This is a genomic window from Pseudomonas entomophila (assembly GCF_013523165.1).
GTDB lineage: Bacteria > Pseudomonadota > Gammaproteobacteria > Pseudomonadales > Pseudomonadaceae > Aquipseudomonas > Aquipseudomonas entomophila_A.
In genome coordinates this window covers 35303-59940 of sequence record NZ_JAAMQI010000014.1, presented here as the reverse complement: position 1 = coordinate 59940, position 24638 = coordinate 35303, and the positions used below count along the sequence as shown (strand labels likewise).

12 protein-coding genes and 6 pseudogenes are annotated in these 24638 nt (G+C 63.0%); 9 read left to right on the top strand and 9 right to left on the bottom strand.

What is annotated here, in order from left to right; all coding sequences use genetic code 11:
- Positions 1 to 80 precede the first annotated feature (80 nt).
- The 3 genes and pseudogenes from G7Z99_RS12970 to G7Z99_RS12965 all read left to right on the top strand — a co-directional run.
- Positions 81 to 2149, top strand: a pseudogene (locus tag G7Z99_RS12970) (RHS repeat-associated core domain-containing protein); the annotation flags it as partial.
- Positions 2129 to 2545 (top strand): HNH endonuclease, encoded by a 417-nt coding sequence (locus G7Z99_RS19740; protein ID WP_308812293.1) that lies wholly within the window; start codon positions 2129 to 2131, stop codon positions 2543 to 2545. The pseudogene G7Z99_RS12970 and the gene G7Z99_RS19740, both read left to right, overlap by 21 nt.
- Positions 2546 to 2559: 14 nt before the next feature.
- Positions 2560 to 3057, top strand: coding sequence for an SMI1/KNR4 family protein (locus tag G7Z99_RS12965; RefSeq protein WP_181094361.1), 498 nt, complete (start codon positions 2560 to 2562; stop codon positions 3055 to 3057).
- Between the two features lie 42 nt (positions 3058 to 3099).
- Here the strand turns inward: G7Z99_RS12965 and G7Z99_RS12960 are convergent.
- Positions 3100 to 3374 (bottom strand): annotated as a pseudogene (locus tag G7Z99_RS12960) (transposase); the annotation flags it as partial.
- A 103-nt stretch (positions 3375 to 3477) separates the two neighbouring features.
- On the opposite strand from G7Z99_RS12960, the pseudogene G7Z99_RS12955 reads away from it, so the two are divergent.
- Positions 3478 to 3658: pseudogene (locus tag G7Z99_RS12955) on the top strand (transposase); the annotation flags it as partial.
- Positions 3659 to 3807: 149 nt separating this feature from the next.
- Here the strand turns inward: G7Z99_RS12955 and G7Z99_RS20285 are convergent.
- The 7 genes and pseudogenes from G7Z99_RS20285 to G7Z99_RS12930 form a co-directional block, all read right to left on the bottom strand.
- Positions 3808 to 5949 (bottom strand): methyl-accepting chemotaxis protein, encoded by a 2142-nt coding sequence (locus G7Z99_RS20285; protein WP_181094359.1) that lies wholly within the window; start codon positions 5947 to 5949, stop codon positions 3808 to 3810.
- Positions 5950 to 6088: 139 nt separating this feature from the next.
- Positions 6089 to 6790, bottom strand: a complete 702-nt coding sequence (locus tag G7Z99_RS20165) for a methyl-accepting chemotaxis protein (protein WP_375139153.1) — start codon at positions 6788 to 6790, stop codon at positions 6089 to 6091.
- Between the two features lie 417 nt (positions 6791 to 7207).
- Positions 7208 to 7999: pseudogene (locus G7Z99_RS20160) on the bottom strand (cache domain-containing protein); the annotation flags it as partial.
- Positions 8000 to 8213: 214 nt separating this feature from the next.
- A pseudogene (locus tag G7Z99_RS20155) lies at positions 8214 to 8594 on the bottom strand (methyl-accepting chemotaxis protein); the annotation flags it as partial.
- Positions 8595 to 9080: 486 nt separating this feature from the next.
- A pseudogene (locus G7Z99_RS20150) lies at positions 9081 to 10235 on the bottom strand (FIST signal transduction protein); the annotation flags it as partial.
- 425 nt (positions 10236 to 10660) lie between these two features.
- Complete coding sequence (locus G7Z99_RS12935; RefSeq protein ID WP_181094353.1) at positions 10661 to 11902, bottom strand: DUF1835 domain-containing protein; 1242 nt, start codon at positions 11900 to 11902, stop codon at positions 10661 to 10663.
- A 318-nt stretch (positions 11903 to 12220) separates the two neighbouring features.
- Positions 12221 to 14167 (bottom strand): putative bifunctional diguanylate cyclase/phosphodiesterase, encoded by a 1947-nt coding sequence (locus G7Z99_RS12930; RefSeq protein ID WP_181094351.1) that lies wholly within the window; start codon positions 14165 to 14167, stop codon positions 12221 to 12223.
- 307 nt (positions 14168 to 14474) lie between these two features.
- On the opposite strand from G7Z99_RS12930, the gene G7Z99_RS12925 reads away from it, so the two are divergent.
- From G7Z99_RS12925 to tadA, 4 genes are all read left to right on the top strand, one after another.
- Positions 14475 to 14825 carry a hypothetical protein gene (locus tag G7Z99_RS12925; protein WP_181094349.1) on the top strand — a complete coding sequence of 117 codons (351 nt, stop codon included), beginning with the start codon at positions 14475 to 14477 and terminating at the stop codon, positions 14823 to 14825.
- A gap of 141 nt (positions 14826 to 14966) precedes the next feature.
- Positions 14967 to 16919 (top strand): DUF4034 domain-containing protein, encoded by a 1953-nt coding sequence (locus tag G7Z99_RS12920; RefSeq protein ID WP_181094347.1) that lies wholly within the window; start codon positions 14967 to 14969, stop codon positions 16917 to 16919.
- A 193-nt stretch (positions 16920 to 17112) separates the two neighbouring features.
- Complete coding sequence (locus G7Z99_RS12915; protein WP_181094345.1) at positions 17113 to 18495, top strand: multicopper oxidase family protein; 1383 nt, start codon at positions 17113 to 17115, stop codon at positions 18493 to 18495.
- Positions 18495 to 18983 carry a tRNA adenosine(34) deaminase TadA gene (gene tadA, locus G7Z99_RS12910; RefSeq protein ID WP_181094343.1) on the top strand — a complete coding sequence of 163 codons (489 nt, stop codon included), beginning with the start codon at positions 18495 to 18497 and terminating at the stop codon, positions 18981 to 18983. The genes G7Z99_RS12915 and tadA overlap by 1 nt, the downstream gene beginning before the upstream one ends.
- A gap of 27 nt (positions 18984 to 19010) precedes the next feature.
- Here tadA and mltF read toward each other — a convergent pair whose 3' ends face one another.
- Positions 19011 to 20468, bottom strand: a complete 1458-nt coding sequence (mltF, locus tag G7Z99_RS12905) for a membrane-bound lytic murein transglycosylase MltF (protein ID WP_181094341.1) — start codon at positions 20466 to 20468, stop codon at positions 19011 to 19013.
- Between the two features lie 272 nt (positions 20469 to 20740).
- Between mltF and purL the strand changes: the two genes are divergently transcribed.
- Positions 20741 to 24637: a phosphoribosylformylglycinamidine synthase gene (gene purL / locus G7Z99_RS12900; RefSeq protein ID WP_181094340.1), complete on the top strand. Its 3897-nt coding sequence runs from the start codon at positions 20741 to 20743 to the stop codon at positions 24635 to 24637.
- Position 24638 lies beyond the last annotated feature (1 nt).

The following is a 24638-nucleotide window of genomic DNA, read 5'->3' as shown; positions in this document are numbered from 1 at the left end:
TTTTGACTTTCCCAACGTCCCTTTCGAGCGTATCAAAAATGCGCTGAGCCACTTCCTACACTTCACCCGTATGTCTGATGACACGCTACGATGACAAGGGCAACCTGCTCGCCGAGTTCGACACGCTGGGGCAGATGACCGAGTACCTCAATGGAGAAGACGGCCTGCCGCACACCATATCGATGCGATATACAAGTCCAAGTACCTTTGGTGGAGCACCCGCCCCTAGGTGGAGCGCTTCCAGGAATGTTCGGGTAAGAGCACCTTGTATCGCTATCACGAACGGCAGCATCTGGTAGCAGTGACCGATGCGCTGAACCAGACCACGACGTTGGAGCGCAAGCCCGATGGCGAAGTAACTCGGATCATTCACCCTGCTGGTACTTCAGAACGCTTCACCTACAACGTTCACGCCCAGGTGCTCAGCCATACCGATGGCAAGGGCCAGACCACCTGCCTTCAGCGCACCGTCCGGGGCCTGCCGAGTGCACGCCAGGACGCCAATGGCGAATGGGTGTGCTATGAGTACGATAAGGCCATCCGCCTGACGGCCTTGGTCAACGAAAACAACGCCAGCTACCGCTTCGCCTACGACGCTTCGGATCGTTTGAGCGAAGAGGTGCGGGTGGATAACCTGACGAGGCGCTTTGCCTACAACGTCAGCGGCCACCTGGTTCGGCTTGATGAGATCGGCTATGGCGAGAATGGCGAGCGCCTCGAACGACACACCGAATTCGAGCGTGACACGATTGGCCGGCTAGTCAGCAGGACCAATACGGACGGCCAGCACTTCTACACCTAAGATGACAGCGACCGCTTGCTGAGCATCGAACGCCAGCCCACAGGTCGTGCCAAGCGCACGATGGGCATCCTGCCGGAGAAGCTTGAGTACGTGTATGACAGCCTGGGGCGACTGACCCAGGAGATCACGGCTGATGGCACCCTGGGCTATGAATACGACCCGCTGAGCAACCTGACCACACTGACCTTGCCCGATGGACGCAAGGTCAATCACCTGTACTACGGCAGTGGACACCTGCACCAGATCAACCTGGATGGGCAGGTTATCAGCGACATCGAGCGCGATGACCTGCACCGCGAGGTGTATCGCACCCAGGGCAAGCTCACCAGTTGCTTCGGCTATGACGCCATGGGGCGCAAGGCCTGGCAGTATGCCTCGACGCTGCCCGCCGACAAGCTGTCGCAGGTGCACAACCCGGGGATCCATACGGAGCTGTATGTGGAGCACCGCTACAACCCGATTCATCGCCGGTACGAGTACGATCCGGCGGGGGAGTTGGTGCGTACGCTGGATAAGCTGCGCGGTGAGACGCGGTACAGCTATCAGGCCAACGGGCAGTTGCACAGTCGTGAGACAGGTTCGATTCTCAGCAGCGAAGAGTTCCGCTACGACGCGGCAGGCAACCGGCTGGATTTCAATGCGCGTCGGTTCGCCAAGGTCAAGGACAACCGGATCGCCAAGTGGCGCAACTGTGAGTACAGGTACGATGCGTGGGGCAACCTGATCGAGAAGTTCTCAGGCCCTGCTACGGAGCAGCGATTTGAGTACGACTGCGAGAATCGATTGGTCAAGGCTGAGACGTTTGTGGCGGGTAAGCTCACGGCGGCTGGGCACTATTCGTATGACAGTCTTGGACGGCGGGTGGCCAAACGGACCGAAATTGATGGCCTGGTCGAGCTGAAACGTTTTCTCTGGCAAGACTTGAGGATGCTGTGTGAGTACACGCCTGAAGTCAAACGATTGTATTTGTATGAGTCGAGAAGTCATACACCATTGGCAAGAGTTGACCAACAAGAGGGGGGCGAGCAAAAGGCTTACTACTTTCATACTGATCAGGCAGGATTGCCATTTGAATTAACAAATGCGAGTGGCGAGATTGTTTGGCAGGCGATATATAGAGGTTGGGGTGAGGTGGAGAAACTGGTATTTGAGCATGTCGAACAAAACATTAGATTTCAGGGGCAGTATTACGACTGTGAGACAAAGCTCTGCTATAGTGCTTTTAGGTATTACGACGCAGGTGTAGGTAGGTTTATCACGCAAGATCCGATAGGGCTAAGTGGGGGTATCAATCTCTACAGATATGCTCCTAATGGTATAACGTGGGTGGACCCTTTAGGTTTAGCATACAAAAGTGTAAATTTTGAAGGCTCTCCAGCGCTATTTCCTGTATCAGGCAATCAAAAAAATATAGTAGAGATCCAATTGCAAGGTTCAAGAACTAGAGACTTTACTGAAGCGTTCAAGCAGGCGGGCCTAAAAAAATCGCAAGTTAAAGCCGTGGGTAAATACACGTGGCATCATTTGGATGATTTTGATCCGGTCACTGGTAAGAGTACTATGCAATTGGTTGAGCACTCTGCGCATTCAGCCTCTCTACCACATACTGGTTCTGCGTCACAATTTGAAAAACATTTCGGGCTACGTTCAGGTGCTTATGACACCGCCGAGGCGATTGCGATTTCACAAGAAAAGGGTTGGCTCAAAGGCCGGCCATTAAAAACATCTTCAACCAGCTGCTAAGTGAGTTATTAACTGTGATCGAGAAAAAGCTTTTTTTGTCCAATGGTGGTCGGCCTATTCAGCCTCAGGATTTTGAAAGGATAGAAAGTTCTTTAAGCTTTAAGTTTCCTGAGGCGTTTAAGTCTCTGTATTTAAGATGCAATGGGGGGGAGCCGAACCTTGAGTTCTGGAATGGAAGTACTAATTATGACCCTTTTAGAATAGAATATTTCAGTCCTATATTGGCTGTGGGTGAGAAGTGTCCTGAGGATTATTTCGATTTGCTCGGTTTTGCGTTGAAGATGCTTGAAAAAAACACAATACCTCAAAACTTAGTGCCTTTCGCATTTGATGAGGCAGATAACTTTATTTGTTTCGAAAGGGATTCAGGCAGTGTTATATACTTTACGGCAGATGCTTTTCAGCCTGATGTTCATCTAAGCATAAATCATCTTACGGCGCAAAGATTTTTATCTGGTTCTTTCGAAGCTTTTTGTAGTGCGCTTGTGGCCGAGGAAGATCTTGATTTTTGATGTCTTATCCCTAATGTGGTGTTTCAGAAGTTCCCTTGAAAATTATTTACCCAGTGCTCGCGCCGCGCGAGCAACTGAGGCAAGGATGTCCTCGGCCTTCTTGTGCCACCGAAATGGCTCGGGTTTTGGTTGTAGGTTTCCAAGTAGTGCTCGATCGACGCTTCCAGATCCTTAACGCTGACGTGTGCCTGGCGCTTGATCCACTTTTCGCTCAGCGTTGAGAAAAACCGCTCGACCAGATTCAGCCAGGATGCCGAGGTGGGCGTGAAGTGGATGTGGTATCGCGGTCGCGCTGCAAGCCATGCTCTGACCTTGTCAGGGCTGTTTCAGAGGCTGAGTGCAACACCCGGCTATTGAGTTAGGCTTTGTACGAAAAGTCGTTGTGGCTAAAGTTGCCGCCATGACCGATTGGAGGCCCGCATGACAAGGCGCTACGAACTCTCATGCATCATGGGCACTGATCAAGGATCTTGTTTCTCCAGAACAGAAAATGGGCCGCCCTCGCAATGATGATCGTCAGGTTCTCCACGGAATCTTGTGGATCCTTTGCTCGGACACTCCCTGGCGTGACCTGCCTGAACGATTTGGGCCTTGGTCAACGCCCCGAGTGCAGCGTCTTGAGGGAGGAGGGAAGCGGACTGGAATCCATCGTCAGCCATGAGCGCCTTCATGCGGTCAGTGTTCGAGCAAGGGCAGCAGAGTCGCGGCGGCTCACTGGCCAGAGCCGCCGCGCTTGCCACGAAGATCCTGCTAGACCTTGAACTGGTCCATCAATTCTTGCTGATGGTTGGCCAGTCTGTTCAGCGTCTGGCTCACTTGCGCCGACTCATCGGCTTGTTGGGTGATGCTTTCTGTGACGGTGCGGATGGCGGCCACGTTGCAGTTGATCTCTTCGGCCACCGAACTCTGTTCTTCAGCAGCGCTGGCGATTTGCAGGTTCATCTCGGTAATCATCCCGACGGCGACACTGATGCGCTTGAGCGCCGCCACTGCCAACTCTACTTGCTGTACGCTGTTCTGCGCCTGGTGATGACTGCTGCTCATGGTGCCGACCACGTCGCGGGTTCCGCTTTGAAGGCCCTCGATCACCTGGCGAATTTCCTCGACCGAATCCTGGGTACGTTTGGCCAGGCTGCGCACCTCGTCAGCCACCACGGCAAAACCACGCCCGGCGTCACCGGCCCGGGCAGCCTCGATGGCGGCATTGAGGGCCAACAGGTTGGTCTGCTCGGCAATCGAGCGAATCACTTCCAGCACCAGGCCGATCTGTTGGCTGCTGTTGGCAAGGCCTCCGACTTCCTCCATGGCCACGGTCATTGCACTGGCCAGCGATTCAATGGAGAGCGTCGTTTTGTCGATCACCGACAGGCCTTCGTGGGTGGCCTCGTCAGCGCCGCGGGCGCTCTGGGCGGCTTGCGCGGCGTTGTGCGCAACGTCCTGTGCGGTGGCGCTCATTTCCTGAAACGCGGTGGCCACCTGGTCCACTTCAAGAAATTGCTGTTGCATGCCCGCGCTGGTCTGCCGGGCAATGGCAGCAGACTGGTCGGCCGTGCTGCGGGCCTGCTGCACGGAGTGCTTCACATCGGCAATGATCGGCTGCAGTTTGTCCAGGAAGCGGTTGAACCCGTTGGTCAACCTACCCAGTTCATCCTGTTTCTTGTAATCCAGGCGGCGAGTCAGGTCGCCTTCGCCGGTGGCGATGTCGTCGAGCATGTCGGCCACTTTAAGAATCGGGCGCGTCACGCCTCGGGCCGTCAGCCACATGAGCAACAGGCCGGCGATGACCGCGAGCAAACCAATGCCCAAGGTCATGCTGATGTCGCTTGAGCGACCGCGGTCCAGTTCGGCTTCAAGCTTCTTTGCCGGCACGGTGAGGACGGCTTCTGGCACATCCAGCAGCACACTCCAGGGCTTGGATTGCGGAATGGGTTGCAGCGGTTCCAGCACCTGTAGCCTGTCCTTCTGGTGCAGCACCTGGGCTTGACCGTTGGCGATCAGGCGAGCGAGTTCATTGCCCTGCTCACCAAAGCTGGCGCTCAAGGGCTTGCCCAGTACTGAAGCGTCGCCACTGTGGCCGGCAAACAGCCCCAGCGGGCTGATAATACTGACGTGGCCCTGGCCGTCGTACAGTTCGTTATTGGCCTGGGTGCTGATTTCCTGGAGGCTGGCCAGACTGATATCCACACCGACGACGCCAACCACCTTGCCATCGACGGTGATGGGGAGCGCAATGCTCGTCATCAGCACTTTGACATCTTCGACCTCGTCTACGTAGGGATCCAGTATGCAGGCCTTGCCGCTGGCGAATGGGCAGGTGTACCAGGTGTTGTAGGGCGTGCCATTGCTCATCACGGTAGTGTCGGAGAGTAAGCTCTCCTTCATGACTTCGGTTTCCAGCGCACCGCTGCTGGACTGGGACAAGTACAAGGCGAAACGGCCTTTTTCATTGCTGCCCAAGGATGCCTGGTCCTGGAACTGCTCGTCCTGTCCATCCAGGCCATTGTTCTCGAACACCACATACAGCCCCAGCAGGTTGGCGTTGCCCTGCAGGGTGCTGTGCATTTGTGCGGACAGATCGGCGCGTACGGAGCGGGGGTCGAGGCTGCGCTGCCGGGCCTGGGCCATCAGCCATTTTACTTGCCGGGTAAAACCATCGCTGTACTGGTAGACGTCCATGAGGTAGCGCTGGATGCGCAGGGCCTGCGTCTCGCCACGCGCAGCCATGCGCTTTTGCGCCGCCTCCTGCAGCATGGCGGTACTGGACGCCTTGACGATCTCGGCACTGTTCTGCGACTGATACAACGAAGTGCCCACCAATAGCTTAACGATCAGCACCAGGCACAGGGCTGCAAGCAGCGTGATTTTCCACTGGATGGAGAGGCGGTTGAACATGGGCGTTCCTTGGAAACGTCGGATATGGAAATGTATCGGCGCTGCCGCGTGATTCGTGAACTGGAAGGCGGAAGGGTGGGTACAGGCTGATTGGCATCAGCTTCGTGGAGCTGATGCCTGTTTGCCCGTGTGTCGAGGGTTACTGCCCGCCGCGACTCAACCCACCCAGCCGCGCCGAAATCGACTGCATCCCTCTACCCAGCTCCCGAAGAGTGCTCGCATCCCGAGCGCCTTCCTCGCTGGCCGCATGGATACGCACCGCCAGCTCATTGATCTCCTGCGTCACATGGCTCTGCTCCTGGGCAGCGACGGCAATCTGTTGGGCACGCTGAACGATGTCATCGAAACTGCCTACCGTCGTGCCCAACGTGGCCGCCACGCCAACGGCCTGTTGCACGGACTCGCGGGTGCGTTGAGCGCCGTTCTGCATGGTCGTGACGGCAGCATTCGAAGCCTGGCGCAGCTGGGTGATCATCTCCTGGATTTCGTTGGCAGACGTCTGTGTGCGGCCTGCGAGCGTACGCACTTCGTCGGCCACCACCGCAAACCCCCGGCCTTGTTCACCGGCACGCGCAGCCTCGATGGCCGCATTGAGCGCCAACAGGTTCGTCTGCTGGGAGATCGACTTGATGACCTCCAGCACGCCGCCGACGCGCTCGATGTCTTCACCCAGCTGGGTGATGGCGGTGGCCGCCCCCGAGATGTCGGTCGCCAGGCTTTCGATGGATTCACCGTTGCGGTTGACCTGGTGCTGGCTCTTTTGCGCCTCTGCCAACGAGCTGCGCGCCGTGTCCGAGCAATCCGTGGTGTTGTGCGCGACCTCATGGGCACTGGCCGACATTTCGGTGATGGCGGTGGCGAGCAGGGTGTTGTCCTGGCGTTGAGCCTCTGCCCGCTCAGCCAGGCCGTTGGACAGTTGCGCCAGGTCGTTGGCCTGGGCCTCCAGTGATACCGACTCCTCGGCAATCTGTCGCAGCATGGTCCGCAAGGAGCCCGCGTAGTGGTTGACGGCCATGCGCAACGCGCCGAGTTCATCCGACCGCAGAATCTCCAGCTGTGCATTTGCCTGGCCGCCTTGGCCCAGGCGTTCGATTTGCGTAGTGGTTTCCTCGATCTGGGTGAGCAGTTGTTTGCCCGCCAGCCAGGCGAGCCCCAGCAGGATGCCCAGCAGCGGCAACAGGAACAGCAGGATCTGCCCGGTCAGTGTGTTCGCAAGCCCGACCACGCGGGCTTCAGGCGTGACCAGCCCGATGCGCCAGCCGGTGCCTTCCATGGTCGCCAAGGTGACATAGGCCGGCCCCTCCAGGCGCGCGTCGTGTTCGAGATACAGCGTCGTCGTGCCGGCAGGTTGGCGCGACAGGCTGTCGGTGACCGGCTTCAACCATGGTTGCTCCTGGCTCAACCCGGCAAGGGTCGGCAAGCCTTGGGTGCTCTTGGCCTCGGGGAAGAACAACAGGTTCCCTGATGCGTCGACGGCAAACGCGTAGCCGCCGGTGACGTTGCCATGGGCCTCGAGAAAGGCTGCCAGGCCGTCAAGCTTGAGGTCGATCGTGGCGACACCGGCAAACGTACCCTGCGCCTGGTAGGGCACGCTGCAGGTCGTCATGGCCACGCCACTGACCGGGTCCTGGTAGGCGTCCGACCAGACGCAGCGCCCCGGTGGCGCGGACTTTGCGCCGGTGTACCAGGACTCGGCCTGATACGGCGGGGTTTGCGCGGCGTTGTACTCGTCCGAATAGTCCAACCCATTGCTGGCGTTGCGTGCCCAGAAGAAACTTCGGCGATCAGTGCCGGCCGTGAAACGGTTGGGTTCTGGCCACAGCCCGCCGCCTGCGATGGCGGCATCGCCCTGGCTGTCGATCACGTTGGGCAGGGTGGCCTTGAGCAGGGCCTCGTCGTGGGGCAGGGTTTCGGCCAAGTGCGCCATCGCCGTCACGGTGCCTTCGATGCGATTCACCTGCATGGCCAGCTGACGGGTAATCGCATTGGCCGATTGTTCCGCGGCCTCGGTGCCTGCCGCGACCAACCGCGGCTTGCCGCCCAAGGTCATGACGGCGTAGATCGCCAAGGCGGTCAGAACCAGCAGTGTCAGGATACCCAGTGTCATTCGCCCTGAGATGCGGTTGGGAAGTAGCGGCATGCTGAAGCTCCACAAGATTGAGGTCGGCTGTCATCAATGACGGCAGGTGAGCCCGAGAGTTGAGGCACTACCTGAGCGGTCGAGTGAGTGGGCGGTAGCTGGCCAGGAAACGCCGCCAGCTACGTCACGCATGCGTCAGCCCCGTCAGCGTGTCCGCAAGGGTCTTGGTCCGTTGCGCCGTCCCCTCGGTCGCCCGGCTGGACGCCTCCAGGGTATCGAGCATTTCCCGCAACGCGCCCACCCCGGTGGACTGATCCTCGATCTGCTGGGCCACCCGCTGGATCTCACCCGACAACACGTCGATGTCCACGCCGATGTCTGCCGCATTCTTGCGGGTGATTTCCGCCAGCTTGCGGACCTCGTCCGCCACCACCGCAAAACCCCGGCCCAGGTCACCGGCGCGCGCCGCTTCGATGGCCGCGTTCAGCGCCAGCAGGTTGGTCTGCCCGGCGATCTGCTGGATCACCTGCACGATCGACTGGATCCGCAGGCTCGACCCTGCCAGCGCGCGTGCGCCCTCCACCGCGACGTCCGCCTGGCTGGACAGCCCCTCTACCGTGGCGCCGGCCTGGGCCGACACGGTGTTCTGCTGGCCAATCGTGCCGACCAATTCGTCCATCGACGCGTGCAGTTCACCGGAGTACTGCTTGAGCTGCGAAGCGATGTCCTCCTGCTGCCGCTCGGCCTGGGCCAGCACCCGACCCAGGTCGGTCAAGCCTTCGAAGACGGGCAGGATGCTGCGGTCCAGCCCTCGGGTATTGAAGGTGTCGGTGAAGTCATTGGTCTTGAACGCGGCAATCTGCTTGACCACCACATGGTTCAGCCCGGCCAGCTTCTTCACTTGGCGGCGCAGGAAAAAGGCCTTGAACTCGCCGTAATGGGCGATGAAGTTGTCCACGTACTCGGCCGTGAAACTCGCGCCCTTGGCCACCCGGAAGAAGAAGATCGCCGTCAGCGTCTGGTTCAGGTTCAGGCCCAGGATCTCGCCGAAGGTCGAGAACCCTGCCAACGGTACATCGCCGAATACGCCGGCCATGTTGCCCAGCTCGGCGCCGTTGTTCAGCCGACGCAGAATGCAGTCGTTCAGGATACCCGCCACCGGCTGGCCGCCCTTGCCCCGCAGGAACTGCTCATAGTCCAGGCGCGTTGCCTCCCGCAGCGGCGTACGCCGCACCATCACCAGCTCTTCGCCCGGCGCCACGTCGCAGAACAGCTGCACGATCTGTTGTTCGTAGTCGATGCGCGCGATGGACCGCACGAACAGCTCACTGCCTACCCGAATCGCGAACGAATAATCCGCCAGCTTCGACTCCAGTGCCTGCGGCGCGCAACCGAACGCATCGCACAACGCCTGCACCATGCTCTTGATGTTGCCGTGGCTGTCGATCACCTGGTCGATGGTGCGGTCCTCCACCGACGCCGTCAGCACGCTGAAGGTCAGGTTTTCTGCCTTGAAATTCTGGCTCTTGAACACGTCGAACCGCACCTGCGCCGCCGTTTTCAAAAACACGATCTGCACATGGTTCTGGTAGCTGCGCTGGCCGTCATGGATCAGCGTCTTCTGGAAGTCCGACTTGCCCCCGGCCGATCCCCCTACGAACAGGCAAGGAAACCGCCCGGATTCGTACAGCGCTTCCATGAAGAACGACTCCGAGGCCGACAACCCGTCGAACACCACGTACGCCAACGTGTCGCGATGGTCGATCGACGTGCGCACCTGCACCCGCTTGATGTTGGCCACCAGCTTGGCAATCCGCTCCTGCATCCCTACCCGCTGACCGCCCCCGCGGATGTCCTCGCACTCCAACGGCACCATCACCACCTCGGCCGAGGCGATCACGCTGTCGTCGAACAGCTGCAGCACGATCCGGTCCCAGCGCTCGCCCGTGGCGCAATACAGCGACTGGGGCGCGTTGCAGAGTTCGCCGGAGGTGGTGCACAGGCTGAGGGTGGCCTGGGGGAAGCGGCGCTTGAGCGTGGCGGCGACGGCGTCGATGTCCAGGTGCGGCGAGATGAAGCCGGTGATCAGCGAAGGGGCGATACGCAGGCCGGTGAGGGCAGCGTCCAGGTCACGGGCGGTGCTGGTGAGCGTGGCGGTGCCTGGGCGCGAAGGGCGCGGGTTTTTCAGGAGGGCGAATGGATTCATGGGGCGCTCGATCGAAGGGAGGCGTACGGTTAATAGACCTATCGGCAGGTTGCGTGCGGGCTGGAGGGTGGAAGATGCGGCGGATGGACGCGTGGTCGTGAGTTTCCCCAGGCTCAGCAGGTTGCTACCGGCCAGAACGCAATCAGTCATCGAAACACTAGGGGCATGCATCAGGCAGGTCAGGCATGTAGCCACCTGGGAGCAGATCACGCCTGGAGCGTCGGCTTCCCTGTAAAGCAACAGCCCGGCAGCGAATCGACAGGTTCGACAATGAGGCACAGCACACAGTCCAGGACATGCTCGCCAGGCAGGGGGGAATACCTCGTCAGCTGCCGGAGCCGTCACTCATTGACCACCTGCAAGGATCGCCAGCGGCTGAACGCGCTGGCTTCCCTGGCAGGCATGCTTTCTCTGTGCCGGTCCACTCAACGACGCCACACCTGCCCTCGATCGTTCACGACCCACGGCCTCTGATCGGCGACGACATGAACCCCGCCGACCCAGCGCGCTGCGGGTGCGCAATCGAGCCAGTGCAGGCGCCCCAGCAAGACGCGCTCACCCAGCACCGTGAGGCGAATGGCGCGCTTCTGCCACTCGGCCCCTGGCTGTTCCTGCACCAGAGGCTGCATCGAATCGACCAGCGGTCGCAGCAGCGCATGGAACATCACATCACCCAGATAAGGCAGCGGCTCATAGCGCAGGCTGAGGTGCCTGAACACCTCGGCGCAGGACAGCTCGCCATGGTCTGCCAGCACGCGCAGTATCAAGCGCTGGGTGAGGCTCAACCCATCGCCCGCTCCCGGCAGCTCTTGCAGTTGCCTCGCCAACGCAGGCCCGAGCAAGGGCAACGCCGGGTGCACGTGGGCGGCGAGCCGTGCCCAGTGGCTTGGAGTCGCCGAGGTGTAGGCCGCCCAGGCAGTGCGCGCCAGGGCCAGCGCATCTTCGCCGAGTGCACGCCGCTGCGGCCAGAGCCAGGCAAGCAGGTCCGGGGCCAGTTGCCCGATCCCGACGAATCGCTCGACGCCAGGTACCCGGTCGATCTCGACCAGTTCGAGCCTGCGCGGCAAGGCGGGCAAGCTCGACAGGACCCGGACCAGAAACAGCTGATCGTAGGCATCGGCTTCGCACCACAGCACCAGCTCGCTGTCGGCATCCAGCTGCCCTAATGCCATGCGCTGCCGGGTCTGACGCTGTCGGGCCTCGCGTGCCGACAGACCGAACGCCTGCTCCACGAAAGACGTCCGTACCGACCAGTAGTCCTCGTCAGGCAAGGCAGGGACCGGGCCCATGACCATCGGGTCCTCGAACATGTGGAACGAGCCTGAAAAACCAGCGACCCGCAGGTTGTGCTCGATGTCGTTGCCGCAGCGCCAATGCTGGACCGCCGCCTCGCCAGTCGCCGCGAAGTCCGGATGACGCGCGGCGAATGCAATGCTGTCGGCATGGGCGATCAGCTTCGGCCAACTGGGGAAGCCCGCTTCACGTGCCACCAGCCACTGGGTGTCGGCAAGCCGATAGCGGGGCCCCGGCAGGCCGATCGCGTGCAACTGCGCACGCACGTCGTCGGCGTTGTCGTCGTTCACTGCTTTCAACAGACGTTTGGCGCGCTTGCGCAGCGAGGGTACATCGAGAAGGCCATGATGGCGTGAAGCGTTCAGGGCGGGCATGCCAACTCCTTGCAGGGCTCGGTCCGCCGACAAGCCGGGAGCTGGAATGGAAGTCTGGAAACGCCTGCCTGGGTAACCCCTTCGCGCGGACCGCAGGCGCAGCACACGCCCGAACGTCGACTTTAGCGGGAAGGGCGAGGGGAAGCAAAGGCCGGTTGTGCGAGCGGCCAGACATACGGGGCCGATCAAGCAGCGATTGGCCGGTGGCTGACCTTCAGGGTGCCTGCCGCATCGGTAGCGAGTCACTGTGCGGCACGGCTGAACCTTGGGCTGTTGCCGGCATACGCGCACAGTGCGCGGCTTGACCTTCTCAACGGATCAGACCGCCTGAACCTTGGCCAGCTGCTCACCTTCGAGCCAGGCGCCGATGTCGCTGGCGCGCATGGGTTTGGAGAACAAGTAGCCCTGGGCCAGGACGCAGCCGAGGTTTTTCAGGGCTCCGAGTTCTGCAGCGGTTTCCACGCCCTCCACAATGCACTCCAGCTGCATGTCCTGGCACAGGGTGATCAGCGACTTGACGATCTTGGAGCTGGCCGGATCGCGATGGATGTGGGTGACGAAGGTGCGGTCCACTTTCAACTTGGTCAGCGACAGCGCGTGGATCTGGCTCAGGCTGGAATAGCCGGTACCGAAATCGTCGAGCGAAATGCCACAGCCTAGTTCGCGAAACCGGCTAATCGCTCGCTGGGCCTGGGGCAGGTCCTGGATGACGGCGGTTTCGGTGATTTCCAGGTCAAGACAGGCCGGGTCGAAGCGACTGTTCTTGATCAGCTCGACGATCTGCTGGGCGGCGTCCTCCGACCCACAATCGTGGGCCGACAGGTTGAACGACAGGCGGATACCGGGAGGGAAGTGCACGGCCGCGTCCAGTGCCTTGCTCAGCAGCGGCACCGTGAGGCAGTTGACCATGCCGATGCGCTCGGCGATCGGGATGAAGTCACCGGGCGACACGTGACCCAGCTCCGGGCTTTCCCAGCGTGCCAGGGCTTCGAAGGCGACGGTTCGTTCACGGTAAATGTCCACGATGGGCTGGAAGACCATGTAGAACTCGCTGTCCAGGTCTGCCCTGCGCAGGGCCTGTTCGGTCAGCCCTTCGCGGTTGAGCTGCTGACGGTGGGCGCCGCTGAACAGGCAGACCGTGCCGGGGCGGTGGCGCTTGCTCTGGTACAGGGCATAGTCGGCGTACTCGTACGCCTGGGTGGCGCAGGTCGCCTGGTCCGGGAAGGTCGCGATACCCAGTGACGCGCTGATCTGGACGGGGATGTCCACCAGCAGAAAGGGCTCGCGCAGGCTGTCGCAGAGGGTCTCGCCAAAGGCCCGCAACTGGTCGTCGCTCATGGCCTGAATGATGATCAGGCCGAACTCGTCGCCCCCCAGCCGGGCCAGGTGCACCTCGTCGCCAAGCAGTCCGGTCAGGCGCTGGCCGACCTGAAAGAGCAGTTTGTCACCGATGCTGTGGCCATACAGATCGTTGACCGGCTTGAAACCATCCAGGTCGATCAGCCCCACGGCCAGGCGGCCCGTTTGCTCGGGCGTACGCGACAGCAACGTGTCGAGGCGGGAAAAGAACTGCCGCCGATTGGCCAGCCCGGTCAGGCTGTCCTGGTTGGCCAGGTGAAGGTTTTCTTCGCTGAGCTTGGCCGTCTGCGCCTGCATGTTCACCAGCCGAGTGAAGTCGGCGTACTGCGCCTTGAGGATGATCAGCATGGCGACCGACACCAGCAGGACGTCGATCGCCGTGGCGATGAAGGTCGGGATGGTGGTGGAGGCGAAGAACACCACGAACGCCGTGTTCACCACGGCCGTGGTGGCCAGGGCCGCAGGCAGCAGGTGCATCATGCAGAAGATGCAGCCGATGACGGTGATCGCCATGTAGAAAGCGACATGCGCCTGGGTATAGCTGTTGCCGTGGGGAAACAACGCCAGGGACCAGGCGGTGAACGCCACGGCCACGAACGGTGCGAGCATGTTCGTGCGCCTGAGCGCCGCCAGCATCTGCGCTGGCGTGCGTGTACGCTTGCGCGTACGTATCCAGTTCGCCGCACGGAGCACGCCGAACAACGTCATGATCGCCGGGCAATAGACCACCAGCCAGCGCGGCGCGAGCGCAAAATGGGTGCCCGCCAGCATCAAGGTATTGATCAGCAGGATGAAATACATCATCGGCAACTGGCGGGACAACGAGATGTATTGCGCCTTGACCAGGCCAGGGTTGTCCTTGGGTACGGACATCGACGCTCGGAGACCGAGCAGTGTTTTTTTCATTAGGCGATGCTCTGAAAAGACGACCAGATGGATGACCGGCCGGATTACCCCTATCCAGCCTGGACCGAGCAGGGCCAGATACTGCTCCCAATGAACCGTGTCGGCCAATCCTCGGGAATCTGAAGTTTTACGACTGATGGCACTTTGACTTCGTTCCGTCAGCCAGGCGCGGTCGCCTTGCCTGACACCCCGCCCGCCACGACGCGCCTTTCAACGGCACGCCCCCTGCCGCTCGCTGTGCTAACGTCGGGCGAACCTGGCTTCCTGTCAGGCTCGCCCCCCAACCCCATTTCCCGAACACATGCCCATGCCTTCACGTCCTCCGTCTGCTCACCGTTCCACACCCTTCAGCCTTCGTCAGTTGCTGGGTTACTACACCCTGGGCATGCTGGGCATCACCCTGTTCGCCGCTGCGCCCTTGCTTCTGGCGCTGTGCGCCGGCACGGTGGCCAGCCAGTTCGGCTGCCAGGTGGACGAGGGGAGCCCGCACGCCTGCTGGATCCTGGGGTGGGATGCAGGTCCGACCTTGTATCGGCTGGGCGTCATGGGCTGGTACATGTTGGTCACGCTGCCAGCAGGGGTCATGCTGATGCTCGTAGCGACAGGGCTGCTGGTGGTGCAACTGATCCGCCTGTTCCACGCCGGCGCCTCGCGATGACGTGCGCAGGCCGTACGCGCCAGCGGCTTCGGTGGCAGGTGCGAGGGTTTCGGCGTCGGCTGCCGTCCCTGTCTGCGGCTCACAGCGCCACGCCGGTGATGTAGGCTTGTCTCTGTCTCCCTTACAACCAAAAGGATTTGCATGACGCTCCGCCACTCTCCTCAATCCCCCCACGCCATGCAGTACCCTCAGGTGGTGCAAGACCTGATCGACGCACGCTTCGACGCCGTCGAGGCGCATTTGCAGCGCCTGCTGTCGGCCGCCGACAACGCCAGCGAACAGGCGCTCGGCGATCAATGCGCGACGATTCAGGCATTCGCCGGGGCCTGCCAGCAGTACGCCGACCAGTGGCCCGTGTGGAAGCGCCAGTGCCCGGACAGCGTCTGGCCAGACGTCGTCGCCTGCCTGTTGTGGGAAAAGGCTGCCAGCGAGGCACGCGGCCAGGGCCTGGCCGACGACGTGAGCGAGGGGCAATGGCAGCAGGCCCACCTGGCCTGCGATGCGCTGTTTCTCCAGGCAGTGGATGTGGCCCAGCGTCAGCCTCTACCCTGGGTGATGAGCGTGAGCCTGATGCGCACGGTGCTGGTGTTCGGCGAACCCGATTGGTTGATGCCCTGGCTGACAGGCCAGTGGAGTGACGCCGAGCTGGCCGCGTTGCATCAGCGTCGGCAGGCGGCGCTCGCTCAGTGGCCGAACCTGCCACCCGTGCCGGCGCTGCCCGCCGTGCCCCCGACTCGTCTGGTGGCTGCACTGGCCGCTTACCCCCGTGGCGAAGGCGAACCGCAAGGGTTCTTCTGGCTGCATCAGGCGCTCCAGGCCTCGCCAGTGGGCGCCTGGGCCCTGGAGCTGTATGCCTTTTTGCGCACGCCGCGCTGGGGCGGCAGCCACGAGGAGATCCTCTGGCTGGCCGATTCGCCGCTGGCCGCTCGTCTCGATGAGTCGCAGCGCAATGCGATCCGTCTGGTCGCCTGGCTCGACGACCTCGATGCCGACAACGTGAACGTCGAGGACGAGGCAGCCTGTCAGGCCGCCTTCCAGCGGGGTCAGCAGCTGCTGGAGCGACCGTTGCCGGCGTCTGCACGGGCTCGGGTCAGCCTGGCGTTGGGCGACCTGGCGTACCTGGCCGATCAAACGGACCATGCCCAGGCCTGCTACGCGCAAGTCCTGGTCGACTGGCCTCAGCTGACCGCGGCGGACGACGTACTCTATCGCATGCTGTGCGTGGCGACGCACACGGGCATGGGCCCCTGGTTCGGCCAGGTGGTATCCCAGTCGCGCCAGCAGTCGGCCTTCGCTGCGGTGCTCCATGGGCTGCTGTGCGACACCGGTTGGTGTGCGGTACCCCGTGATCCTGCCCAGGCCGAGCACTGGTATCGACAGGCGCTCACCCATGGGCCGATGCCGGTACCGGAAGGCGAGTGTCCTTTCAATGACGTGTACTACGCCTTCGATGAAAGCCTGCACGGCACGGCCCTGCGGCACATGGTCGAGTACGCGGCCGGGCTGGGTGTGCCCGAGATGCAGTTCGCCCTGGCCTACCTGCACGAAGAGGATGACCCGGTGACGGCCCTACACTGGTATCGCCAAGCGGGTGCTCATGGCTTTGGACGGGCGTTGTACAACCTGAGCGTGGTCTGCGACCGTGGCGTGGAGGAGGGCGGCCTGCCCGGCTGGGACGTGGAAGCCTTGCGCGAGCTGGGCAACGACTGCGAGGTGGCGTGCCTGGAAGAGCTGGTCGACCAGCCGACGCTCACGCCTCGGGCACTCAACCGCATTCCGAACTGCTTCATCGGTATTCATGGCTACCTGACCAGGCACAAGGTCGACTCCGAACGCGTGCGGCGCAACCTGGCGGTGTTGCGGCAGTATGCCGAGCGCGGCTGGGCCGATGCCATGTATGTGCTCGCCGAACACTACCGCGCCGAGGACTGCCCGCAAGGCCATGACTACCCACAGGCAGTCTACTGGTGCGAACAGGCCTGTCGCCTGCAGCCGGACGATGCGCGCAGCGTGCGGTTGCGCGAGCGCTTGAGTGAAGGGTTGATGGGCGGGATGCGTTACCGGCGCGCCTTGGCCAAGGCCGAGAAGCGCTAGGCGCTCGTGCCTGGTGCTCAGGTGGATCGCGGCCATGCGTCCACCTGAGCCGTCCTGGCCAGGCCAACATGACATTTCTTTCAGCTCCAGCCGTCACGCGTCGCTTAATCTTTCGCAATTGCAGGTGTATCGTATTCGCCCTTCGCTGCCACGCTGTTGGCACAACGCTCCTGCATGACGAGGTACCCGCCCGATGTCCCTGACCCGCCGACAAATTCTCAAGGGCCTGACCGGTCTGGCCGTGGTCGGCCTGGGGGCCGGTGGCGCCACGCGCTATTGGCTGGGCAAGGTGCAAGACAAGAATGCCGGCCACGATTACGAACTGATCGCCGCGCCCCTGGACGTCGAGCTGGTGCCCGGCCACATCACCCCGGCCTGGGCATTCGGCCCCTCCGCGCCAGGCACCGAGCTGCGGGTTCGCCAGGGCACCTGGCTGCGGGTCCGCTTCATCAACCACCTGCCGATCGAGACCACCATCCATTGGCATGGTATCCGCCTGCCGTTGGAGATGGACGGCGTGCCCTACGTCTCCCAGCTGCCCGTCAAGCCAGGCGAATATTTCGACTACAGGTTCCGCGTGCCGGACGCCGGCAGCTACTGGTATCACCCCCATGTGGCCAGCTCCGAAGAACTGGGCCGTGGTCTGGTCGGGCCGCTGATCGTCGACGAGCGCGAGCCGACCGGCTTCAGCCATGAGCGCGTGCTCAGCCTCAAGACCTGGCACGTGGACGAACAAGGCGCCTTCATGCCCTTCAGCGTGCCACGCGAAGCAGCGCGCAACGGCACGGCCGGACGCTTGATCACCATCAACGGCCACGCCGAGTCGGTCACCGAGCTGCCGGCAGGGCAGGTGGTGCGGGTGCGTCTGCTGAACCTCGACAACACCTGGACCTACCGGATCAACCTCAAGGGCAACTGCGAAGCCCGGATCTATGCGATCGACGGCAACCCGGTCAGGCCCAGGCCGCTGGAGAAAGAATACTGGCTCGGCCCCGGCATGCGGCTTTGCCTGGCCATCAAGATTCCCGAAGCAGGCGAGGAGATCTCGCTGCGCGATGGTTTCGTGCGCCTGGGCACCTTGCGTTCGGTCGCCAGCCACCAACCTCCCGGTGAGTGGCCACCGGCCTTGCCGGCCAACCCGATCGCCGAACCGGACCTGGAGAGCGCCGAGACCCTCAACTTCAACTTCGAGTGGTCCGGCAAGCTGTCGACCGGCGTGGACGACGGCAAGCCGCCCAGCCTCTGGCAGATCAACGGCAAGGCCTGGGACATCACCGACAAGACCTGCGCGGATCGGCCCATCGCCACCTTGCAGCAGGGCAAGAGCTACATCTTCGACCTGAAGAACATGACCCAGTACCAGCACCCGATCCACCTGCATGGCATGAGTTTCAAGGTGATCGGCTCCAATCGTCACAAGATCACCGAACCCTGGTTCACCGACACCTACCTGCTGGGGCGCAACGAGCGGGCCCAGGTCGCGCTGGTGGCCGATAACCCGGGGACCTGGATGTTTCACTGCCATGTCATCGACCACATGGAAACCGGCCTGATGGCCGCGATCGCGGTGGTGTGATGCGGCCACGGATCATCGATCGCAGCCGCGATCAGGCATTCATGCAGCTGGCCCTGGCCCTGGCCGCGCAAGGTGCAGCCCTGGGCGAGGTCCCCGTGGGCGCCGTGGTGGTGCAGGACGGGGAGGTAGTGGGCCAAGGCTTCAATCGCCCGATCCTCGACAGCGACCCGAGTGCCCATGCCGAGATGGTTGCCCTCCGTGAGGCAGCGCGAGCCGCTGGCAACTATCGGCTGCCCGGCAGCACGCTCTACGTCACCCTCGAGCCATGCAGCATGTGCGCCGGGCTGATCGTGCATGCGCGGGTGGCGCGGGTGGTGTACGGCGCGACGGAACCCAAGGCCGGCGTGGTGCAGAGCCAGGGGCAGTTCTTCGAGCAGGGGTTTCTCAACCACCGCGTGCTGTACGAAGGCGGGGTGCTGGGGGAGGCGTGCGGGCACATGCTGAGCGAATTCTTCAAGGCCAGGCGTGGACGCAAGACGACCCCGTGAGGCTTGGGACGGTCGTGCTGCCGGCGCTCACTTCGGCGCGGCGGCCTCGACGGGCTTGCTCGGGTTGACCGCGGGCACGTGCAGGCTGGCGTCGGCGGCCTGGCCCTCGAGCTGCGGCTGGGTCACCCAGGTGAGGATGTCGTAGTAGCGGCGGATGTTGGCGACGAAGTGCACCGGCTCGCCACCGCGCGCATAGCCGTACTTGGTCTGGCGGTACCACTGCTTCTGCGCCAGGCGCGGCAGCATCTTCTTCACGTCCAGCCACTTGTCGGGGTTGAGCTTCTCGCGCCTGGCCAGGGTGCGCGCGTCTTCCAGATGACCGCTGCCGACGTTGTAGGCCGCCAGGGCGAACCAGGTACGGTCGGGCTCCTGGATGCTGTCGTCGAGCTGTTCCTTGATCAGCATGAAGTACTTGGCCCCGCCCTGGATGCTCTGCCGGGCATCGAGGCGATTGGACACGCCCATGGCCTGGGCCGTGCGCTGGGTCAGCATCATCAGGCCGCGCACGCCGGTCTTTGAGGTGACCTCCGGCTGCCACATGGACTCCTGGTAGCCGATGGCCGCCAGCAGCCGCCAGTCCACGCCCTCGACCTTGGCCGAGACCTTGAAGTGCTTCTCGTAGCGCGGCAGGCGTTGCTGCAGGTGCTGGGCGAAGGTGTAGGCGCCCACGTAGCCCAGTACGTCCACGTGTCCGTAATAACGGTCCTTGAGGCGTTGCAGCACGCCATTGCCCTCGGCTTCGTCGAGGAAGGCGTTGACCTCGTTGAGCAGGCTGTTGTCTTCACCGGGCGCCACGGCCCAGCGCTGGCTGCGTGTCTCGCCCAGGTCGAAGGCCACGCGCACGTTGGAGAAGTACACCTGGTTCATCGCCAGCTCGTTGGAGTCGACCAGGGTCAGGTCGATCTGCCCTTCGTCGACCATGCGCAGCAGGTCGACGACCTCGACGGCATCGGACTCCTCGTACTCCAGCGCCGGGTACTGTTTTTTCAGGGCGGCCAGCTGTTCGGCATGGCTGCTGCCCTTGAGCACCATGATCTTCTTGCCCACCAGGCCCTGCGCAGTGGTCGGTCGCGGCCGGCCGTTGCGGTAGATGACCTGGGGCGAGACGTCGAGGTAGGGGTGCGAAAAACGCACCTGCGCGCTGCGCTGCTCGCTGCTCACCAGCCCGGCGGCGGCCAGGACCGGCCCGGACGGCGCGCTCAACTGGGCGAAGATGTCGTCGAGGTTGTCGGCGGTCTGGATTTCCAGCTTGACCCCGAGTTCGTCGGCGAACCGCTTGACCAGCTCGTACTCGAAGCCGGTTTCGCCGTTGCGGTCCTGGAAGTAGGTCGCCGGACTGTTGCGGGTGACCACGCGCAGCACCCCGTCCTCCTTGATGCGCTCGAGGGTGCTGGGTTTTTCAACGCAGGCACCGAGCATGAGGAAGAGGGCGGTTGCGAGGAGCCATCTGGCGCAACGCTGGCGCAAAGCAATGGTGGCGGACATAGGGTGCAGTATACGCAAAGCATTGGCTGCGCCATATCTCGACAATCGACTAGGGCTCTGGTAGCGGCGGCGAGCTGCGAGCGACAAGTCGCGCGCTGCAGCTGGCAAGTGGACGGTAGGGCGGTGGGGCAGGTGGACAGAACATTGAGGTAGCGCTGACTTGCAGCCCGACCGCATCGCCGACCGCTCGTTCCAACCGGGTGCCGATTCCCCGTGTTTTACGCTAGAATGCCCGGCCTCCAAGCACACCCCTTCTTGAGGCTGTCCCGACGATGTTGATCCTGCGCGGCGCTCCTGCCCTTTCTGCCTTTCGCCACGGTAAATTACTCGAGCAATTGAGCCAGAAAGTCCCCGCTGTTTCTGGTTTGTATGCCGAATTCGCCCACTTCGCCGAGGTCGACGGCGAGCTGACCGCCGAGCAGCAGCAGGTGCTGGGTCGCCTGCTCGAGTACGGTCCGAGCGTCCCGGTGCAGGAGCCAGCCGGCCGACTGTTCCTGGTCGTGCCACGCCTGGGCACCATCTCGCCCTGGGCGAGCAAGGCCACCGACATCGCCCACAACTGCGGCCTGGGCAACGTGCGTCGCCTCGAGCGCGGCATCGCCTACTTCATCGCCGATGAACTGTCCGACGCCGAAGCCGCACTGGTTGCCGCGCACCTGCATGACCGCATGACCCAGCGCGTGCTGGGCCAGCTGGAGCAGGCCGCTGACCTGTTCAGCCACGCCCAGCCGCGCCCGATGACCTCCGTGGACATCCTCGGTGGCGGTCGCGCCGCACTGGCCCAGGCCAACGTCGACCTGGGCCTGGCCCTGGCCGAGGACGAGATCGACTACCTGGTCCAGGCGTTCCAGGGGCTCGCGCGCAACCCGAACGACATCGAGCTGATGATGTTCGCCCAGGCCAACTCCGAGCACTGCCGCCACAAGATCTTCAACGCCAGTTGGGACATCGACGGCCAGGCGCAGGACAAGAGCCTGTTCGGGATGATCAAGAACACCTACCAGATGCACAGCGAAGGTGTGCTGTCGGCGTACAAGGACAACGCCTCGGTGATCGTCGGCAACGTCGCCGGCCGTTTCTACCCCAACCCCGAGACGCGTCAGTACGGTGCGGTGCGCGAGCCCGTGCACATCCTGATGAAGGTCGAGACCCACAACCACCCGACCGCCATCTCGCCGTTCTCCGGTGCCTCCACCGGGTCCGGTGGCGAAATCCGTGACGAAGGTGCTACCGGGCGTGGCGCCAAGCCCAAGGCCGGCCTGACCGGCTTCACCGTGTCGAACCTGCGCATCCCCGGCTTCGAGCAGCCCTGGGAGCAGGCCTACGGCAAGCCCGAGCGCATCGTCGACGCCCTGGACATCATGATCGACGGCCCGCTCGGCGGCGCAGCGTTCAACAACGAGTTCGGGCGTCCGGCGCTGACCGGCTACTTCCGTACCTTCGAGCAGTCCATCCAGACCCCGCATGGCGAAGAAGTGCGCGGCTACCACAAGCCGATCATGCTCGCCGGCGGCCTGGGCAACATCCGTGAAGACCACGTGCAGAAGGGCGAGATCACCGTCGGTGCCAAGCTGATCGTGCTCGGCGGTCCGGCCATGCTGATCGGTCTGGGCGGCGGCGCGGCCTCCTCGGTCGACACCGGCGCCAGCTCGGCAGACCTGGACTTCGCCTCGGTGCAGCGCGAGAACCCGGAGATGGAACGCCGTTGCCAGGAGGTCATCGACCGCTGCTGGCAGCTGGGTGAGCAGAACCCCATCGCCTTCATCCATGACGTGGGTGCCGGTGGCATTTCCAACGCCTTCCCCGAGCTGGTCAACGACGGGGGCCGCGGCGGCCGCTTCGAGCTGCGCAACGTGCCCAACGACGAGCCGGGCATGGCCCCGCACGAAATCTGGAGCAACGAATCCCAGGAGCGCTACGTGCTGGCCGTCGGCGCGGACGACTTCGAGCGCTTCAAGGCCATCTGCGAGCGCGAGCGTTGCCCGTTCGCGGTGGTCGGCGAAGCCACCGAAGAACCGCACCTGACCGTCACCGACAGCCACTTCGACAACACGCCGGTGGACATGCCGCTGGACGTGCTGCTGGGCAAGCCGCCGCGCATGCACCGTTCGGTCACCCGCGAAGCCGAGCTGGGCGATGACTTCGACCCGAGCACCCTGGACCTGGACGAGGCGGTGGAGCGCGTGCTGCGCCACCCGGCCGTGGCCAGCAAGAGCTTCCTGATCACCATCGGCGACCGCTCCATCACCGGCCTGGTCGCCCGTGACCAGATGGTCGGCCCGTGGCAGGTTCCGGTCGCCGACTGCGCCGTCACCGCCACCAGCTTCGATGTCTACACCGGTGAAGCCATGGCCATGGGCGAGCGCACCCCGCTGGCCCTGCTCGACGCACCAGCGTCCGGGCGCATGGCGATCGGCGAGGTGCTGACCAACCTGGCTGGCGCCCGTATCGAGAAACTGTCCGACATCAAGCTGTCGGCCAACTGGATGTCGGCCGCTGGCCACCCCGGTGAAGATGCGCGCCTGTACGACACGGTCAAGGCCGTCGGCATGGAGCTGTGCCCGGAGCTGGGCCTGACCATCCCGGTCGGCAAGGACTCCATGTCGATGAAGACCCGTTGGAGCGAGGAGGGCGCCGAGAAGAGCGTCACCGCGCCGATGTCGCTGATCGTCAGCGGCTTCGCCCCGGTGACGGACATCCGTGGCACCCTGACCCCGCGCCTGCGCATGGACAAGGGTGAAACCGACCTGATCCTGATCGACCTGGGTCGCGGCAAGGACCGCATGGGCGCATCCATCCTTGCCCAGACCTACGGCAAGCTCGGTGCACAGGCGCCGGACGTCGACGATGCCGAAGACCTCAAGGCCTTCTTTGCCGTGATCCAGGGCCTCAACGCCGACGGTCACCTGCTGGCCTACCATGACCGCTCCGACGGTGGCCTGGTCACCACCGTGCTGGAAATGGCCTTCGCCGGCCACTGTGGCCTGGACCTGCACCTCGATCCGCTGACCGACAGCCGCAGCGAAGTTCCGGGCATTCTGTTCAACGAAGAGCTGGGTGCGGTGATCCAGGTGCGTCAGGACGCCACGCCCGACGTGCTGACCCAGTTCAGCGTCGCGGGCCTGGGCGAATGCGTCGCGGTGATCGGCAAGCCGATCAACAACGGCGAGGTCTCCATCAGCCTCAACGGTGACGTGCTGTTCGACGACCAGCGTCGTCTGTTGCAGCGCCAGTGGGCCGAGACCAGCTACCAGATCCAGCGCCTTCGCGACAACGCCGATTGCGCTGACCAGGAATACGACGCGCTGCTCGAAGAGAACAACCCAGGCTTGGACGCCAAGCTGGGCTTCGACGTCAACGAGGACATCGCCGCCCCGTACATCAAGAAAGGCATCCGCCCACAAGTGGCCATCCTGCGCGAGCAGGGCGTCAACGGCCAGGTCGAGATGGCCGCTGCCTTCGACCGCGCCGGCTTCGCCGCCATCGACGTGCACATGAGCGACATCCTCGCCGGCCGTGTCGACTTCGCCGACTTCAAGGGCCTGGTCGCCTGCGGTGGCTTCTCCTACGGTGACGTGCTCGGTGCCGGCGAGGGCTGGGCCAAGTCGGCGTTGTTCAACCGCCGTGCACGGGAGGCCTTCCAGGGCTTCTTCGAGCGCAGCGACAGCTTCGCCCTGGGCGTGTGCAACGGTTGCCAGATGATGTCCAACCTGCACGAGCTGATTCCAGGCACCGAGCACTGGCCGCACTTCGTGCGCAACCGGTCGGAGCAGTTCGAGGCGCGCGTGGCCATGGTCGAAGTGCAGAAATCCAACTCGATCTTCCTCGAGGGCATGGCCGGTTCGCGCATGCCGATCGCCATCGCCCACGGTGAAGGTCACGCCGAGTTCGCCAGCGAGCAGGCGCTGATCGACGCCGATGCGTCCGGTTGCGTGGCCCTGCGCTACGTCGACAACCACGGCAAGGTCACCGAGGCCTACCCGGCCAACCCGAACGGCTCGCCGCGCGGGATCACCGGCCTGACCAACCGCGACGGTCGCGTCACCATCATGATGCCGCACCCGGAGCGTGTGTTCCGCGCCGTGCAGAACTCGTGGTGCCCGGACGACTGGCAGGAAGACGGCGCGCTGATGCGCATGTTCCGCAATGCGCGGGTCTGGGTGGACTGAG